General features: G+C 53.4%; 14 protein-coding genes and 1 pseudogene. 2 read left to right on the forward strand and 13 right to left on the reverse strand.

The window, feature by feature from the left end; translation table 11 throughout:
* Nucleotides 1-11: 11 nt before the first annotated feature.
* From tcuB to ybfF, 8 genes and pseudogenes are all read right to left on the reverse strand, one after another.
* The gene (gene tcuB / locus B9P82_RS00910) at nucleotides 12-1,151 is read right to left on the reverse strand and encodes a tricarballylate utilization 4Fe-4S protein TcuB (protein ID WP_101699818.1); all 1,140 of its coding nucleotides are present in this window, start codon (nucleotides 1,149-1,151) and stop codon (nucleotides 12-14) included.
* A complete protein-coding gene (tcuA, locus tag B9P82_RS00915) occupies nucleotides 1,138-2,541 on the reverse strand; it encodes an FAD-dependent tricarballylate dehydrogenase TcuA (RefSeq protein ID WP_016152258.1) in 1,404 nt (467 codons plus the stop codon). Before tcuA ends, tcuB begins: the two co-directional genes overlap by 14 nt.
* Before the next feature lie 97 nt (nucleotides 2,542-2,638).
* Nucleotides 2,639-3,564, reverse strand: a pseudogene (tcuR, locus tag B9P82_RS00920) (tricarballylate utilization LysR family transcriptional regulator TcuR).
* A 128-nt stretch (nucleotides 3,565-3,692) separates the two neighbouring features.
* A complete protein-coding gene (gene fur, locus B9P82_RS00925; RefSeq protein WP_003022836.1) occupies nucleotides 3,693-4,139 on the reverse strand; it encodes a ferric iron uptake transcriptional regulator in 447 nt (148 codons plus the stop codon).
* Nucleotides 4,132-4,218, reverse strand: a complete 87-nt coding sequence (locus tag B9P82_RS00930) for a ryhB-regulated fur leader peptide (protein WP_049259739.1) — start codon at nucleotides 4,216-4,218, stop codon at nucleotides 4,132-4,134. Before B9P82_RS00930 ends, fur begins: the two co-directional genes overlap by 8 nt.
* A 210-nt stretch (nucleotides 4,219-4,428) precedes the next feature.
* Nucleotides 4,429-4,959 (reverse strand): flavodoxin FldA, encoded by a 531-nt coding sequence (fldA, locus tag B9P82_RS00935; RefSeq protein ID WP_003022839.1) that lies wholly within the window; start codon nucleotides 4,957-4,959, stop codon nucleotides 4,429-4,431.
* 155 nt (nucleotides 4,960-5,114) lie between these two features.
* Nucleotides 5,115-5,402, reverse strand: a complete 288-nt coding sequence (ybfE, locus tag B9P82_RS00940) for a LexA regulated protein (RefSeq protein WP_003022842.1) — start codon at nucleotides 5,400-5,402, stop codon at nucleotides 5,115-5,117.
* A 128-nt stretch (nucleotides 5,403-5,530) separates the two neighbouring features.
* A complete protein-coding gene (gene ybfF / locus B9P82_RS00945) occupies nucleotides 5,531-6,304 on the reverse strand; it encodes an esterase (protein ID WP_029139453.1) in 774 nt (257 codons plus the stop codon).
* Nucleotides 6,305-6,498: 194 nt separating this feature from the next.
* On the opposite strand from ybfF, the gene seqA reads away from it, so the two are divergent.
* Nucleotides 6,499-7,041: a replication initiation negative regulator SeqA gene (seqA, locus tag B9P82_RS00950; RefSeq protein WP_016152261.1), complete on the forward strand. Its 543-nt coding sequence runs from the start codon at nucleotides 6,499-6,501 to the stop codon at nucleotides 7,039-7,041.
* A 24-nt stretch (nucleotides 7,042-7,065) separates the two neighbouring features.
* Nucleotides 7,066-8,706, forward strand: coding sequence for a phosphoglucomutase (alpha-D-glucose-1,6-bisphosphate-dependent) (gene pgm, locus B9P82_RS00955; protein ID WP_016152262.1), 1,641 nt, complete (start codon nucleotides 7,066-7,068; stop codon nucleotides 8,704-8,706).
* A gap of 71 nt (nucleotides 8,707-8,777) precedes the next feature.
* Here pgm and potE read toward each other — a convergent pair whose 3' ends face one another.
* From potE to kdpD, 5 genes are all read right to left on the reverse strand, one after another.
* On the reverse strand, nucleotides 8,778-10,097 hold the full coding sequence (gene potE, locus B9P82_RS00960; RefSeq protein ID WP_016155987.1) for a putrescine-ornithine antiporter: 1,320 nt from the start codon (nucleotides 10,095-10,097) through the stop codon (nucleotides 8,778-8,780).
* Nucleotides 10,094-12,292 (reverse strand): ornithine decarboxylase SpeF, encoded by a 2,199-nt coding sequence (speF, locus tag B9P82_RS00965; RefSeq protein ID WP_047501716.1) that lies wholly within the window; start codon nucleotides 12,290-12,292, stop codon nucleotides 10,094-10,096. Before speF ends, potE begins: the two co-directional genes overlap by 4 nt.
* A gap of 255 nt (nucleotides 12,293-12,547) precedes the next feature.
* Nucleotides 12,548-12,652: a leader peptide SpeFL gene (gene speFL, locus B9P82_RS28195; RefSeq protein WP_114149115.1), complete on the reverse strand. Its 105-nt coding sequence runs from the start codon at nucleotides 12,650-12,652 to the stop codon at nucleotides 12,548-12,550.
* Between the two features lie 278 nt (nucleotides 12,653-12,930).
* Nucleotides 12,931-13,608 carry a two-component system response regulator KdpE gene (gene kdpE, locus B9P82_RS00975; protein WP_101699819.1) on the reverse strand — a complete coding sequence of 226 codons (678 nt, stop codon included), beginning with the start codon at nucleotides 13,606-13,608 and terminating at the stop codon, nucleotides 12,931-12,933.
* Nucleotides 13,605-16,289, reverse strand: a complete 2,685-nt coding sequence (gene kdpD, locus B9P82_RS00980; RefSeq protein WP_101699820.1) for a two-component system sensor histidine kinase KdpD — start codon at nucleotides 16,287-16,289, stop codon at nucleotides 13,605-13,607. The genes kdpE and kdpD overlap by 4 nt, the downstream gene beginning before the upstream one ends.
* Between the last annotated feature and the right edge of the window lies 1 nt (nucleotide 16,290).

Here is a 16,290-nt window from a genome sequence, read left to right on the forward strand (position 1 = left end):
GAGTTTGCGGGTTAGTCGCCTGCGACCCCCGCCTGTTTGCCGCGCCGTTTCTCAATCGCCCACTTGAGTAAGGCTGCGCAGCGGTAAAATCCGTGGGCAAATTTTCCATAAGGAATGGTCAGAAAGAGCGCCATGACCACGCCGAGGTGAATGGCGAGCAAAATAGCCATCCAGGAGGTGTCTCTTCCCGCCAGCAGCGCTAAACCGGTCAGACTGGTCAGGAGCAGCAGCAAAATAAAACCGCGATCCATCGGTTTTTGCCGTGCGTCGCCATGCAGCGGTGAGCGCTTAAAATTGAGCCATAGCAAGCCAGCCGGGCCGACAGTCAGGCCAATGCCGCCCAACGTGCCCAACATTACCGGAACGCTGAAGAACGGATAGGGCGCTTCTATACCTGCAAAGTAGTGATAGCCCGTTGCCACCACGGTGGCGGCAAAGCAGAGCATAAAACCGTAGAAGGTGAAGTGATGGAAACGGCGGCGCATCAGGGTGAAGGCATCATCTGCTTCGTTACAACCTTTGCCATGCCCACCATCGAGATACTTCAGCGTCAGCGCATTGTGCGAGGCTTCAGCAATTTCAGCGGAACGCGGTACACCCGGAGAGATTTCGCGCCAGAAGCGCAGAACACCCGCCATCAGCAGACCTATCGCCAGAATAAATACCGAACCAAACATCCATGCGAGCAGGTTATGCGGGAAAATCTGATAAAAATCCCCGGCCAGCGGAGGATGGAATAACGAGCCCTTTAAACTCATGGCGAGGAGTAAAAACAGGATCAGACCGAAAACCAGCGCCAGCGTCACAGTGATGCCTGCGCGACGATAAAGCGCGCCAAAGGCGGCGGGTTGCGCGTAGTGCTGATAGGTTTCGAGCCGCACTTCCGCCATCGCCTTCGGTACGTTGATGGCAAATTCATGAGGTGGGGCATACTGACACGCGTGCAGGCAGGCGCCGCAGTTATGGCACAAGTTAGCCAGATAATTGATATCCGCTTTACCGAATTCCAGGCGCTGAGTCATTGCCGGGAACACGGCGCAAAAACCTTCACAATAGCGGCAGGCGTTACAGACCTGCATCACACGTTCAACTTCTGCTTCCGGCTCGGTGATAATTTGTGCTTCGATGATCAGTTTCTCAAGCTGCTTCATGACGTGCCTCCTTTCGTGCTGCCAGCGCGGCTTCTTTTCCGGCAATGCGGCCAAAGGTTGTCCCGATCGACATGCCCACGCCTGCGGTGTAACCCTTGCCCAACACGTTGCCCGCCATCATCTCTCCGGCGACGAACAGGTTGCGGCTTGGTTGCCCGGCAAAGTGTACGGCAGCGCGTTCGTTCACTTTTAACCCAAGATAGGTGAAGGTGATCCCTGGCCGCAGGGCATAGCCGTAGTAAGGTGGCTGGTCCAGCGGTCGCGCCCAGTGTGTTTTCGCGGGGGTTAACTTCTTCGTCGTGCAGTTGTCCAGGACGGTATGGTCGAACTGACCTGGTTGGCAGGCGTTGTTGTACGCCGTCACGGTGTGGGTAAAGCGTTCGGCATCCAGCCCCAACTGATGCGCCAACTCCGCCAGCGTATTCGCCTGTGCGCCGGGGAATACCGGTGGCATAAAGTGGCCGATGGCTTTACTGTCGATAATGGAATAGCCAATCTGTCCTGGCTGTTGGGCGACCAGGCGTCCCCAAATGGCGTAGCGTTTGGGCCAGAAATCTTCGCCTTCATCATAAAAACGTTCTGCGTCACGGTTGACTACTATGCCAAGTGAAACGCAGTCCACGCGGGTGCAAATCCCGCCGTCATATAATGGCGCTCTGGCATCAATGGCTACGCAGTGTGACTGGGAGGGTTCGCCGATGATGTCCGCCCCGGCATCCATCATAAATTTAAGCAGTACGCCCTGATTAAAGCGCGTGCCGCGAATCAGGAAGTTATCCGCAGGCCACTCGCCGCGGGCGTTCTCTCCCCAGGCTTCGCGCAGCCATTCGCGGTTTGACTCAAATCCGCCAGCGGCAAGCACGCAGGATTTAGCGGTTATGCGCTCTTCGCCTGCCAGCGCTGCCACAAACTCACCGTTATGCAGTTCAAGCGCCTGCACCGGTGTGTTGTAGCGGATTTGCACGCCTAACTTTTCTGCGCTGCGATAATAGGCATTCACGAGGGCTTTCCCGCCCCCCATAAAAAAGGCGTTGGTTCGCGCTACGTGTAAAGCACCGGAGAGAGGAGGTTGAAAATTAACGCCGTGTTGTCGCATCCAGTCGCGGCATTGTGAAGAGGTGCGGATCACCAGACGCGCCAGGGCTTCGTTAGTATTTCCCTCGGTGACGCGCCGCAAATCCTGCCAGAACTCCTCTTCAGGATAGCTTTCCACTAGCACATCCTGCGGCGCGTCATGCATACAGCGCAGATTACGCGTGTGTTGAGAATTTCCCCCGCGCCATTCCCGTGGAGCCGCTTCGAGCAGGAGTACCGAAGCTCCTTGCTCACGGGCGGTTAGGGCAGCACATAACGCGGCATTGCCACCGCCAATCACCAGAACATCAACCATCGTATACTCCATTACCATTTAACTAATTGTTAAATTTGTAATTGAAATGTATACGCACAGCTTGTGCGGGCGCTATGACGAAGTGCTAAAGAGGGCTTTAGTTATTGTAAAGGATGGCGCCTGGCCAGCTTCCTGCTTCCACCAGTTGATGCATCACTTTCGTTAGTACGACGCGGGCGGCGAGGCCCGCGGGGGTGAGCTCATCATCAGAAAGGCTGACCAGAAAGTTGGGGCGACTCAGTATTGGATTATGGACGCCGATCACTCTTAGCGTCTCTTTATCGAGATGGGAAATCGCCGCGCCGGGCTGGAGAGTAGCGCCGATTCCACTGCGAACGGCGCGCATTAGCAGCGCCAGACCATCAATTTCTGTGGCGATCTCAATGCGCAGCGCGTGTTCCTGACAAATTGCTTCCAGCCTGCCGCGCAGACCGTGGCCTGGGCTGGGCATTATCAATGGGATACTTGCCAGCTGGGCTGGCGCAATATTGTCATCGGCAATATCGGCCAGTAAGGCATGAGTCCCAATCAAAAACAGGCGCTCTTCGAGAATCGTCTTGCGCTCCAGCGCAGGATCTTTTCTTTTTGAAATACCACGGCCAGATCAATCTGGCGGGTATTAATCATCCGTTCCAGGTTGCCAGAGAGGCTTTCCACCACATGCAGGCGGACATCACTATAGCTTTCCCGCATGGCGTTAATAAAAGGCATGCCGAGAACGGAAGCGGTACTGGGGGCCATACCGACGCTGACGTGCCCGGAAAGCCGGGACTCTCGCGCGGCGAGGATTGCATCGTCTGCGTGGCGGAGCGCCAGCTGCGCCTGGGAGTAAAATGCCAGTCCGGCGCTGGTGGGCGTCACGCCACGCGAGGTGCGCTGCAGCAAGCGAATAGCGAGTTCGTTTTCCAGGCGGGACATTTGCTGGCTGAGTGCCGAAACCCCAATATTGAGATCGAGCGCCGCGCTACCCATGCTGCCAGTTTCTACAATGCGAACAAAATAGCGTAGCTGGCGAAGTTCCATTTCGACTCTCCGGGAAGGGACTATTGATTTTACATTAAAGCAACAAAGGAGTGGAGGGAAGGGGAAAAGGGGTGATAACGCCCATAAAAAAAGCCAACCGAATGGTTGGCTTTTCAGAAAGCATCACATTATTTACCGTCGTGAGCATGCTCATCTTCGCGGCAATCGCCTTCGGCGCAGTGACCGTAAAGATAGAGGCTATGGTTGGTTAAACGAATACCATGTTTAGCCGCAATCTCACGCTGGCGCGCCTCGATGGAATCATCGCTGAACTCGACCACTTTGCCGCAGTCGAGGCAGATGAGGTGATCGTGATGATGCTGTTGAGTCAGTTCGAAGACGGATTTACCACCTTCAAAATTATGGCGGGTCACGATACCGGCATCATCAAACTGGTTCAGCACGCGATACACGGTCGCCAGACCAATTTCTTCACCCATATCGATCAGACGTTTGTATAAGTCTTCCGCACTGACGTGATGGTTATCCGGTTCCTGAAGAACTTCCAGAATTTTTAAACGAGGAAGCGTTACTTTCAGGCCAGCCTTCTTTAATGCGGTATTGTTGTCAGTCATGCGGAATCTGTCCTGTAGCTAAACGATTCACTTCATTAACAGAAGTGACAGAAATTGCACTTGAGATAATGCGATTCATTATAGAACTGCCATGGCTAAATGAAAACTGCAAGTCTCTGGCATATATTGTTAATCAAAACGTGGTATCGCCGACAAACACACTGTGCAATACCCGATTGGCATCCGGCCATTGTACAGGGTCAGACGAAAAAGTTACAAATTTGTAGCAATTATTTTGATTGGTTTTATCTATTGATGTGGCGCAGATGGAAATCTGCGCCACACAAAATCAGGCATTGATGATTTCGTCGAGGTGCAGCTCCTCAGAGATCTGCTTAACCCATTTTTCCACGCGTTCGGCGGTCAATTCAGGCTGGCGATCTTCATCAATGGCCAGACCCACAAAGTGGTCGTCGTCAGCCAGGCCTTTGGACGCTTCAAAGTGATAACCCGCCGTTGGCCAGTGACCAACGATGGTTGCGCCGCGCGGTTCGATGATGTCGCGAATTGTACCCAACGCATCGCAGAAATATTCTGCGTAATCTTCCTGGTCGCCGCAGCCGAACAATGCAACCAGTTTGCCGTTAAAATCAATGTCTTCGAGGGTAGGGAAGAAATCGTCCCAGTCACACTGCGCTTCACCGTAGTACCAGGTTGGAATGCCGAGCAGCAAAATGTCATACCCTTCGAGGTCTTCTTTGCTGCTTTTTGCAATGTCATGTACATCGGCAACGTCTTTACCAAGCTGTTTTTGAATCATTTTTGCGATGTTTTCGGTGTTACCGGTGTCGCTGCCGAAAAAGATGCCAGTGATTGCCATGAGTAAAATAACCTCTTGAAACTTATTGAAATGGTGGTGGCGCATTGCCCACGGATAAGGGCAATCATAGCAGAACAGTCAGGCATGCGGAAACAGCAAACACGCAGGACTGCACTCTGTGCTACACGATTTATGATTTAGAGCAGAAATTCAGACTAAGCCTGACCGCGCAATGCGCTGAGTTGGTTCATCAGCATCTCTTCGATGAGTTCACTGCGACTCATGTTGCGCGCCTCGGCCAGCTCGTTCAGAGCGTCAACGGCATCAGCGTTCAGTTTCAGTTCGACACGCTTAAGCCCGCGAACTTTATCGCGTTTAAGCTGATTACGTTTGTTAATACGTAACTGTTCATCACGCGAGAGCGGATTAGTTTTGGGTCGTCCCGGGCGACGCTCCTGCGCGAACAGATCTAATGTCGTACGGTCCGTTTGTTCTTTGGCCATGATCTTGGTGACTTCGGGGAAACAATCAGCCAGGCGTCTGCCCGGATGGATAGCCCGCCATAATACATCAGCAGGGGAGACACGCCAACGCCCACGCGCGTAATCACGCGCAGACGCTGAGTTTTTAATCAGTTAACCTGTTCGCTCAGATAACGACGGATGGCGCGCAGTACCGCCTCCGGTTTTTCCGCATGCACCCAATGGCCCGCGCCTGCAATAACGTGCGCCCGAGCCTGCGGGAATTGCGCCAGCAGCTGTTCGCGATACGCTTCGGTTACATAAGGTGAGTTGCCTCCGGGGATAAACAGCGCCGGGTGTTCCCACGCCGGGATGGTCTCCCAGCCGACAATATGAGGATATTGCTCCCACAGCACGGGAACATTAAAGCGCCATTCGCCGTCCACGAAGGATTTGAGCAGAAACTGGATCACGCCTTCCTCTTGCAGATGCTGGCGCATGACGCTCGCCGCCTGCTGACGCGAAGAGGACTGCGCGTCAGTTACTGCGTTAATGGCAGCAAAAATCTCATCGTGACGGCGAACATGATAGTCAACGGGAGCAATGTCGATGGCTACCAACCGTTCGACACGTTCCGGGGCCAACGCGGTTAACGCCATGACGGCTTTGCCCCCCATCGAGTGACCAATAAAGATCGCTTTTTCGATCTGTTGATCGTCCAGCGTATCCAGCAGATCTTGCGCCATGGCCGGATAATTCATCACAGGTGAACGCGGGGAGAGGCCATGATTTCGCATATCAACCTGGATGATATCGTGATCGGCCACCAGATCGCGCGCCAGGATCCCCAGGTTATCCAGACTGCCAAACAGGCCGTGCACCAGGACGATGGGAGAATTATTGTGCAGGTTTTGCGCAGATTGCGCTCGGATATTCAATTTCATGGCAAAGTTCTTTTTTTCACACTCACGGGTTAGGGTATCATGTTGACCATTCTGCCACATGGCTGCAACAACTACGGTTACTCTGAGTTTTGCCAGCCACCAGGCTTGACGCTATCCGCTGTTGGGATTTGCCTTTACACTAAGCGTGTTGACCCCAACAACTTGTATTCAGCTAAACACTGCACTGGATTAAGATGAAAACGATTGAAGTTGATGATGAACTCTATAGCTATATTGCCAGCCACACCAAGCATATCGGCGAGAGCGCATCCGACATTTTACGGCGTATGTTGAAGTTTTCCGCCGCATCACAGCCTGTCACTCCGGTAGTAAAAGAAGTCCGCGCTGTGCAAGCTGTCGTGGAAGCGAAGCCGGTTAACCCCGTAAAAGATAAAGTGCGCGCGATGCGTGAACTGCTGCTGTCCGACGAATATGCGGAGCAGAAGAAAGCAGTAAATCGCTTTATGCTGGTGCTGTCTACACTCTATTCACTGGATCAAAACGCGTTCGCCGAAGCAACGGAATCGTTGCATGGTCGTACGCGCGTTTATTTTGCAGCAGATGAACAGACGCTGCTGAAAAATGGTAATCAAACCAAACCGAAACACGTGCCAGGCACGCCGTACTGGGTGATCACCAATACCAATACCGGCCGTAAATGCAGCATGGTTGAGCACATCATGCAGTCAATGCAATTCCCTGCGGAATTGATTGAAAAGGTTTGCGGAACAATTTAATCCTTGCATTAGAAGGACCAGGCAATGGCAATCCACAACCGTGCAGGTCAACCTGCGCAACAGAGTGATTTGATTAACGTCGCCCAACTGACGGCACAGTACTATGTACTGAAACCAACGGCAGGGAACGCTGAGCACGCCGTCAAGTTCGGTACGTCCGGACATCGCGGCAGTGCAGGTCGTCATAGTTTTAACGAGCCGCATATTCTGGCTATCGCTCAGGCGATTGCTGAAGAACGTGCGAAAAACGGGATCACTGGCCCGTGCTACGTGGGCAAGGATACCCACGCGCTGTCTGAACCGGCTTTTATCTCTGTACTGGAAGTGCTGGCAGCGAACGGCGTGGACGTCATCGTGCAGGAAAATAACGGCTTTACGCCAACCCCTGCCGTGTCGAATGCTATCCTGGTCCACAACAAAAAAGGCGGCCCGCTGGCTGACGGCATTGTGATCACGCCATCCCACAACCCGCCGGAAGATGGTGGCATTAAATACAACCCGCCAAACGGTGGTCCGGCAGATACTAACGTCACCAAAGTGGTGGAAGACAGGGCTAACGCTCTGCTGGCTGACGGTCTGCAAGGCGTGAAGCGTATGTCGCTGGATGCTGCGCTGGCATCTGGTCATGTAAAAGAGCAGGACCTGGTTCAGCCGTTTGTTGAAGGACTGGCCGACATCGTCGACATGGCCGCGATCCAGAAAGCGGGCCTGACGCTGGGCGTCGATCCGCTTGGCGGTTCCGGTATCGAATACTGGAAGCGTATTGCCAAGCACTACAACCTGAACCTGACTATCGTTAACGATCACGTTGATCAGACTTTCCGCTTTATGCATCTCGACAAAGATGGCGCAATCCGTATGGACTGCTCCTCCGAATGCGCGATGGCGGGACTGTTGGCGCTGCGTGACAAGTTCGATCTGGCCTTTGCCAACGATCCGGACTATGACCGTCACGGTATCGTCACCCCGGCGGGTCTGATGAATCCGAACCACTACCTGGCGGTGGCGATCAACTACCTGTTCCAGCATCGTCCGCAGTGGGGCAAAGACGTTGCCGTTGGTAAGACGCTGGTCTCTTCGGCGATGATTGACCGCGTAGTGAATGATTTAGGGCGTAAACTGGTCGAAGTTCCGGTTGGCTTTAAGTGGTTCGTTGACGGTCTGTTTGACGGCAGCTTTGGCTTTGGTGGTGAAGAGAGCGCGGGCGCTTCTTTCCTGCGCTTTGACGGTACACCGTGGTCGACCGACAAAGACGGCATCATCATGTGCCTGCTGGCGGCAGAAATTACCGCAGTGACCGGTAAGAATCCGCAAGAGCACTACAACGAACTGGCTGCCCGCTTCGGCGCGCCAAGCTACAACCGACTGCAGGCAAGCGCGACCTCCGCGCAGAAAGCGGCGCTGTCTAAGCTGTCTCCGGAAATGGTGAGTGCCAGCACGCTGGCGGGCGACCCGATCACGGCACGTCTGACGGCGGCACCGGGTAACGGTGCTTCTATCGGCGGTCTGAAGGTGATGACTGACAACGGCTGGTTTGCTGCGCGTCCGTCAGGTACTGAAGACGCTTATAAAATCTACTGCGAGAGCTTCCTTGGTGAAGAACATCGCAAGCAGATCGAAAAAGAAGCCGTTGAGATTGTCAGCGAAGTGCTGAAAAACGCGTAAGTATTGTTTGTACTGACGCGTTTTGTAGGCCCGGTAAGCGTTAGCGCTACCGGGCTTTTTTATGCCAGGATTTAACTATGCTTATTTTTCAGTTCAAAACGCGGTGATACCAGGCCATACAGCGTCCAGCCGAGGAAGGTCACGATAGAACCATAAAGCATTGCTTCTTCGCCAGAGGAGTAGAGCGCATAGAAGCTGTACAATGCGCCAACAAACGCCACGAAGTTTGCCGGTTTCGCTTTCGACGACGGAACATTCGCCATTTTTTGAATAATTACCAGCGCGGCCATCGACAGAATATACGGAATGATGTTCGTCACCACCGCCAGGTTGACCAGCACGTTGAACTGACTGTTCAGTGACGGGCTGATAGTCATCAGTGATAAACCACTCTGGATGATCACGATAGCCAGCATCCCCTGAACCGGCGCATCTACTTTGGTCACGCGGGAGAAGATTTTAGGGAAGTAACCCCCATCAGCCGACGATTTGAATACCTGAGCGATAGTGAATTGCCAGCCCAGCAGTGAACCGCAGCAGGACATCACCATCAGCGCCATGATCACCTTACCGACTTCCGGGGTGAACATTTGTGCAAAGGCTAAACCGAACGGCGCCGTAGAGTTAGCCAGATCCATATTCGGCACAATCCCGGCTATCACGTTGGTGGAGATGATGTAAATCACCGCCGCGCCCAGCGTACCGCCCAATACGGCGATGGGCACGTTGCGTTCCGGATTGTCTACCACTTCAGCGTTGGCGCAGGCCGATTCCAGACCCAGAAAAGCCCACAAGGTCATCGCAATGGAAGAGCCGACAGCCGTGAAGAACGGGACGTGGTGTGGATTCCAGGAGTTAGCGTACAGCGTCGGACTGAACCAGAACCAGCCGATGATACACAGACCGACAACCGGAATAATGACGCCCCAAACGGTGATGCTGCTGATCTGCCCGGTAATGCGCGCCCCGCCAAAGTTAGCCACGGTACAGATCCACAGTACACCAATGGTTGCCAGGCCAATCTGCACCGGCGTCAGTGTGGCGCCAAACAGCTCGGTACCGTAGCCAACGGCGGAGATGGCGATAGCCACGTTGGCGATTAACAGCGAAACGCCATAAGTGTAGTTCGCCATAAAGTTACCGGATTTGCCAAAGGCGTATTCAGCGTAACCCCCCATACCACCGGATTTACGGCTGAACATACCGCATTTTGCGAAGGCCCAGGCCAGCGCCATTGAACCGACAGCAGTCACCAGCCACGAGATGATCGAGATAGTACCGACTTCCGCAAGCTTGGTGGGCAACATGATGATTCCGGATCCCATCATATTAACCATGGTCAGGATAGTGAGCTGGACGACGCCCATTTTGTTGGATTTGGCTTTGCTCATAACATTTCCCCTTTCAACAGAGCGTGTTGCGCGCTTTGTTGCTTAATCACGTAGCACCACACCTGTTTACGACCGTCGTGTTCTTCGATGTAGACACCCTGGAGCTCAGGCGCAAAACCCGGTAGCAAATTGATTCCTTCTTCCAGTGCGCTGAAGTAACGTAATACTGAACCGCCCCAGATTTCACCCGGAACCACACACAGCACGCCCGGAGGATAAGGCAGCGCGCCTTCTGCCGCGATGCGACCTTCAGCGTCCGGCAGACGCACCAGTTCAACTTCACCACGCAGATATGCATAATTGGCATCCTGGGGATTCATGCTGACGCGCGGGAAATGTGCCTTACGGAACATCTCTTTCTGTAGCTGCTTCACGTTGTGACGCGCATACAAATCGTGCATCTCCTGGCACAGCTGGCGCAGGGTGTAACCGGCGTAACGGGCTTCATGCTGCTTGTAGATCGAGGGCAGAACCTCGGCTAGCGGGGCATCGGCTTCCAGCAGTTTTTCGAAACGCACCAGCAGGGCGACAAGCTGCTGCAACTTCGCCATATCTTCTGCGGGGGTCAGCAGGAACAGGATGGAGTTGAGGTCGCATTTTTCGGGCACCACACCATTTTCGCGCAGGAAGTTAGCCAGAATGGTAGCCGGAACGCCGAAGGTATCGTATTCGCCGTTACGTGCATTAATACCCGGAGTGGTGAGCAGCAATTTGCATGGATCCACAAAGTACTGGTGTTCGGCATACCCTTCAAAAGCATGCCAGTGTTCACCGGGGACAAAATGGAAGAAACGCAGGTCGCTGGCGATTTCAGCGGTGGGATAAGCCTGCCACGGTTTACCTTCTACTATCTCCGGCACGAACGGGCGGATATGGTGGCAGTTTTCCAGGATCAACTTACGAGTATCAATTCCGTTGACGACGCAGTCCATCCACATGTTGCGCCCGCTGACGCCTTCATGCATTTTGGCGTTGATGTCCAGTGCGGCAAAGAGCGGATAGAACGGGCTGGTGGAGGCGTGCATCATGAACGCGTTATTCATTCGTTTATGAGGCACGTAGCGAGACTGGCCTTTAATATGGCTGTCTTTTTTGTGGATCTGCGAAGTCTGAGAGAAGCCTGCCTGTTGTTTGTGCACTGACTGGGTGACCAGAATGCCGGGGTCATTTTCGTTAAGATCCAGCAACAGCGGAGAGCAATCGGCCATCATCGGAATAAACTGCTCATAGCCAACCCACGCGGAGTCAAACAGGATGTAGTCGCACAGATGACCGATCTTATCCACCACCTGACGGGCGTTATAGATTGTGCCGTCGTAGGTACCTAACTGAATCACGGCCAGACGGAACGGACGCTCATCTTTCGAACGTTGTGGCGCAACTTCACTCACCTGTTCACGTAGATAGCCTTCTTCAAAGCAGTGCGCGTCGATCCCGCCGATAAAGCCGTACGGGTTACGCGCGGTTTCCAGATATACCGGCGTTGCCCCGGCCTGCAATAACGCGCCGTGGTGATTTGACTTGTGGTTGTTGCGGTCGAATAACACCAGATCGCCTGGGGTGAGCAATGCGTTAAGCACCACTTTGTTCGATGAGGAGGTCCCGTTCAGTACAAAGTAGGTCTTATCCGCGTTGAAAACTTTAGCTGCGTGCTGCTGTGCGATGCAGGGAGCGCCTTCGTGAATCAGCAGATCACCCATTGCGACATCGGCATTACACAAATCGGAGCGGAAAAGTGTTTCGCCGAAATATTCGACAAACTGATTACCCGCAGGATGGCGACGGAAAAACTCGCCCCCCTGATGACCAGGACAATCAAAGGCGCTGTTACCCTGATTGACATAGTCGACAAGCGCACGGAAGAACGGCGGACGTAACTGCGTTTCATAATGGCTGGCGGCGGTTTCTAACTGCCGGCCATAAAAGGCGGTACGGGCTTCATTACATTCGAATACACCTGAGATCCGCGGCAGATGTTCAGATGGAACACGTTCTTCATTTTCGGTGGCGATAAAAACAGGAATCCCATAGCCGGTGGCGTCAATTTCATCGAGTTTTCCACGTTCAATATCATTGATGGATAACACGATAGCAGCAACATCAATAAAATTACTTTCATCGATATTTACACAAGAACGCTGCGTAGAAAAACAATCAGGACAGGAACGGCTTACGGCAATTTTTAATTCTGACATTTTCATCTCTTTATTTTTAGGTAATAGCAGGTCCTCAATTTCTCAAATGAGAAATTGATAACTCCGGAAAAAAAGCAAAGTCATACCGCTGATAAATAAATCAGTAAATTGCTTTTTTGAAGATGCAATAAACCCTAACCGGTCCGGTCACAGGTAATACAGGGTTATGCAGGGAGAGCACTGCGGATACAGGCGTTAGCCTGCGATACAGAGAGTCAGGAAGACCTGTATACTTGAGTGCCCTTAGTCGGAAGACTAACGGGCATTAAAGAAATGAAAGTCGAAACTGTTGCGGTGGGCAAACATCATAATATGCGTTGTTCGCCTTATATGTGGCATTGTACGGCTATTATTTTCCATTTTAGTTACCTTTACTGGATAAGTGGAAGGTGCGGGTATTTTATCCAGGAAATGGCTATGAACTGTGAAGAAGATCAATAAAAAACGATCGTTTATAAAATATTTAGTCGCCATTTATGTATAGTGCGAGACAAGATGCTGTTTTGTTGTTTATATGTTATTTATTTGTATTTTATTATTTTTTTACAATATTCTACTGGCTGCATAATAAGTATTATGCAGTGGAATGAGTAATGAAAAATATATTTATTAATTAATCAGAAAAAATGAATAAGAATTCACGGCATAAACCGATAGCCAATTCCGGTTTCGGTCAGAAAATGACGCGGACGGGCCGGGTCCAGTTCCAGCTTCTGGCGCAGGTGTCCCATATAAATACGTAGATAATGACTGTGTTCGACGGAGTTTGGTCCCCAAACCTGATTTAACAACTGGCGTTGCGTCAGTACCTTCCCGGCATTATTTAGCAGAACCGCTAACAGACGAAACTCAATCGGCGTCAAATGAATTTCCTCGTCACCACGGTGAACGAGGCGCGCGGCAATATCCACTTTGACGTTGGAAAAATGTACCACCGGTTCGGGAGACGCACCGCTGGCGTGGCGACGCAATGCCACGCGCAATCTCGCCTGTAGCTCGCCAATACCAAAGGGTTTACTGAGATAGTCATCGGCACCGGCATCCAGCGCAGCAATTTTATCGCTTTCCTCACTGCGGGCTGAAAGCACAATCACCGGAATCGCGCTCCATTGTCGCAGGTCGCGAATAAAATCAATGCCGTCGCCGTCCGGCAGGCCGAGATCGAGAATGATGAGATCGGGTTTTCGCGTGGCGGCTTCCAACAGACCACGTTGCAGCGTTTCCGCTTCATATACACGCAGGCCATCGGCTTCCAGCGCGGTGCGCAGAAAGCGGCGAATGGCATGTTCATCTTCAACAATTAGTACGTTCGTCACATATCCTCATGAAAATCTTCAAGTTCAGGGGGAATTTCCTGGGGCAGTGTAACACGAAAACAGGCTCCTCCTTGCGCGCGATTGTGGACCGAAATAGTACCGCCGTGCACGTCCACAATAGCCTGACAAATTGCCAGCCCCAGCCCAACGCCGGGCACCGATGACTCTTTATTTCCCCGGGAAAATTTGTCAAAAACGCGCTGTTCCATACCCGACGGAATACCCGGCCCATTATCCCAGACGTCCAGTTGCAGATGTGCGCCATCGACGCTGGCATCAATACCGATTTGCGCCTGTGGCCCCGCGTATTTGACGGCGTTTTCCAACAGGTTAATCAGCACCCGTTCAAAGAGCGGACCATCGACGTGAATCAGTGTTAACGGTTCAGGTAACGACAGATTTATCGGGGCAGAGAGACTGGGCTCCAGCATTTGCAGGGCGCTGCCGACCACCTCTTCCAGCGTTAACCACTCCTTCTTAAGATTAAAGCCGCCAGACTGAATTCGCGCCATATCCAGCAGGTTATTAACCAGTCGGGTAGTATTCAGAACGTGCTGGCGAATCTCACTGGCCTGGCGCGCGTGCGGCGATCCCTCGCTGGCCAGATCCAGTGTTAAGATTTCCGCCTGACCGAACAACACCGTCAACGGCGTGCGTAAATCGTGGGACAGAGCAGCGAGCAGGGCGTTGCGAATGCTTTCGCGCTCGCTGGCAAACCGCGCCTGCTCTTCGCTGGCGGTCAGCGTCAGGCGCTCCAGCGCACTGGCTACCAGTAGAGTGAAGGTTTCCAGCAGGCGTTGCTGTTCGGGGATCATAAGCTGGCGTAAATTTCCCGGTTCGACTACCAGCAGCCCATGCGTTTTATCGGCGCTTTTTAACGGTAAAATCTGATACGGCACGCCCGGTAACGTGTCGGTGCCTGCACCGGCCGGTTGCCCTTTGTCAAAGCTCCATTGGGCAATAGCGTCATCCCACGGCGTCATGCCCTGTTGATGGGTGAGCGGGGCCAGCTTGCCGTTCTCACCGGGCAGTAAAACCTGGCTGCGGGCCTGAAACGTTGAAGCGATAAACTGTTCACTGGTGGCGGCGATATCCGTCTGACTCCGACCGACGGCCAGCGCTTTCGACATCTCATACAAATGACGCGTACGCTGTTCACGATAACGCGCAACCCGCGCCTGATAACGCACCCCGGCGGTCAGATTACCAATAACCAGCCCTACCGTTAGCATTACGGCAAAGGTGAGCAGGTACTGAACGTCTGAAACGGCCAGCGTCCCGCGTGGGGCAATAAAGAAGAGATCGAAGCTGGCGACGTTAATAAAGGTTGCCAGCACTGACGGCCAGCGTCCGTAAAAGAGTGCGATAACCACCACACCCAATAAATAGATCATCACCAGGTTGGCGGCGTCAAAGGCCATTAGCCACTGCATGGCGATTAGCGTAATGATGGCGCACAGCGCAACGGCAACCACACAACCCTGAATTTGTACCCGCCATTTATCCTTAAAGGTGCGACTATCAGCCGTTTGCAGCACAGGGCGTGAAGGGGGCTCATCGAGCGCAACAATCATCAGGTCGAGATCCGGTGCGCGATGAGCGAGTTTGTCGGCAAAGGAATCGCTACGCCACCAGCGACGCGTAGTCGGACGCCCGAGCACAATTTTTCCCAGATTATGCTCACGGGCATAGTGGATGACCGCTTTGTCTTCGGCGGGGTCGGAAAGGGTGGCTGTTTCTGCGCCTAACTCCTGAGCCAGCCGCAGAGCGCTTAAAATCGCGCGGCGTTGTTTTTCGGGCAGTCGGTGCAGCGCTGGCGTTTCGACATACACCGCATGCCAGACGCTGCCGAGACGCGCCGCCAGACGTGCGGCGGCGCGTACCAGTTTTTCGCTGCCGGTATTGTGCCCAATGCACAGTAAAATAGCGTCGCGGGTATGCCAGACTTTCTCCTCTCCCGGATGTCCTCGCCAGGCGCGCATCTGATCGTCTACCCGATCAGCCGTGCGGCGCAGGGCAAGTTCACGTAGGGCAATCAGATTACCTTTGCGAAAGAAATGCTCGATGGCTCTTTCTGCCTGACCGGCGATATAAACCTTGCCTTCGTTCAGGCGCTGGCGCAAATCGTCGGGGGGGAGATCGACCAGCACCACATCGTCGGCGGCATCGAAAAAAGGGTCGGGTACGGTTTCACGAACCTGAATGCCGGTAACGCCGCTGACCACGTCATTGAGACTTTCCAGGTGCTGCACGTTAACGGTAGTAAAAACATCAATCCCGGCTTCCAGCAGCTCTTCAATGTCCTGCCAGCGCTTAGGATGCCGTGAGCCTGGCGCATTACTGTGCGCCAGTTCATCCATCAAAATGAGCGCCGGACGGCGGGCTAGCGCCGCGTCGAGATCGAACTCATTGATATGGCGGCCGTGACGCGCCTGTCGCTTTAGCGGCAGGATGCTGAGGCCGTCCAACAGCGCGGCGGTCTCTTTGCGTCCATGGGTTTCCACCACACCAATCAGCACATCTAACCCTTGCGCCCGCAGTCGCTGGGCCTCTGCCAGCATGGCCCAGGTTTTGCCGACGCCAGCACAGGCACCGAAGAAAATTTTCAGTTTTCCCCGGTGCGGGGCCGTGGTCTGCTCCAGCAGGCGATCGGGGTCGGGGCGTAAGGGTTCGTTATGCATG

Source organism: Citrobacter sp. L55, assembly GCF_002850715.1.
Lineage (GTDB): Bacteria > Pseudomonadota > Gammaproteobacteria > Enterobacterales > Enterobacteriaceae > Citrobacter > Citrobacter braakii.

Coding starts and splice junctions, on each gene's coding strand:
- B9P82_RS00930 (WP_049259739.1), bottom strand. CDS start 4,218: ATGAATCGCATTATCTCAAGTGCAATTTCTGTCACTTCTGTTAATGAA.
- fur (WP_003022836.1), bottom strand. CDS start 4,139: ATGACTGACAACAATACCGCATTAAAGAAGGCTGGCCTGAAAGTAACG.
- tcuB (WP_101699818.1), bottom strand. CDS start 1,151: ATGAAGCAGCTTGAGAAACTGATCATCGAAGCACAAATTATCACCGAG.
- fldA (WP_003022839.1), bottom strand. CDS start 4,959: ATGGCAATCACTGGCATCTTTTTCGGCAGCGACACCGGTAACACCGAA.
- ybfF (WP_029139453.1), bottom strand. CDS start 6,304: ATGAAATTGAATATCCGAGCGCAATCTGCGCAAAACCTGCACAATAAT.
- speFL (WP_114149115.1), bottom strand. CDS start 12,652: ATGGAAAATAATAGCCGTACAATGCCACATATAAGGCGAACAACGCAT.
- potE (WP_016155987.1), bottom strand. CDS start 10,097: ATGAGCAAAGCCAAATCCAACAAAATGGGCGTCGTCCAGCTCACTATC.
- pgm (WP_016152262.1), top strand. CDS start 7,066: ATGGCAATCCACAACCGTGCAGGTCAACCTGCGCAACAGAGTGATTTG.
- ybfE (WP_003022842.1), bottom strand. CDS start 5,402: ATGGCCAAAGAACAAACGGACCGTACGACATTAGATCTGTTCGCGCAG.
- kdpD (WP_101699820.1), bottom strand. CDS start 16,289: ATGCATAACGAACCCTTACGCCCCGACCCCGATCGCCTGCTGGAGCAG.
- tcuA (WP_016152258.1), bottom strand. CDS start 2,541: ATGGTTGATGTTCTGGTGATTGGCGGTGGCAATGCCGCGTTATGTGCT.
- speF (WP_047501716.1), bottom strand. CDS start 12,292: ATGTCAGAATTAAAAATTGCCGTAAGCCGTTCCTGTCCTGATTGTTTT.
- seqA (WP_016152261.1), top strand. CDS start 6,499: ATGAAAACGATTGAAGTTGATGATGAACTCTATAGCTATATTGCCAGC.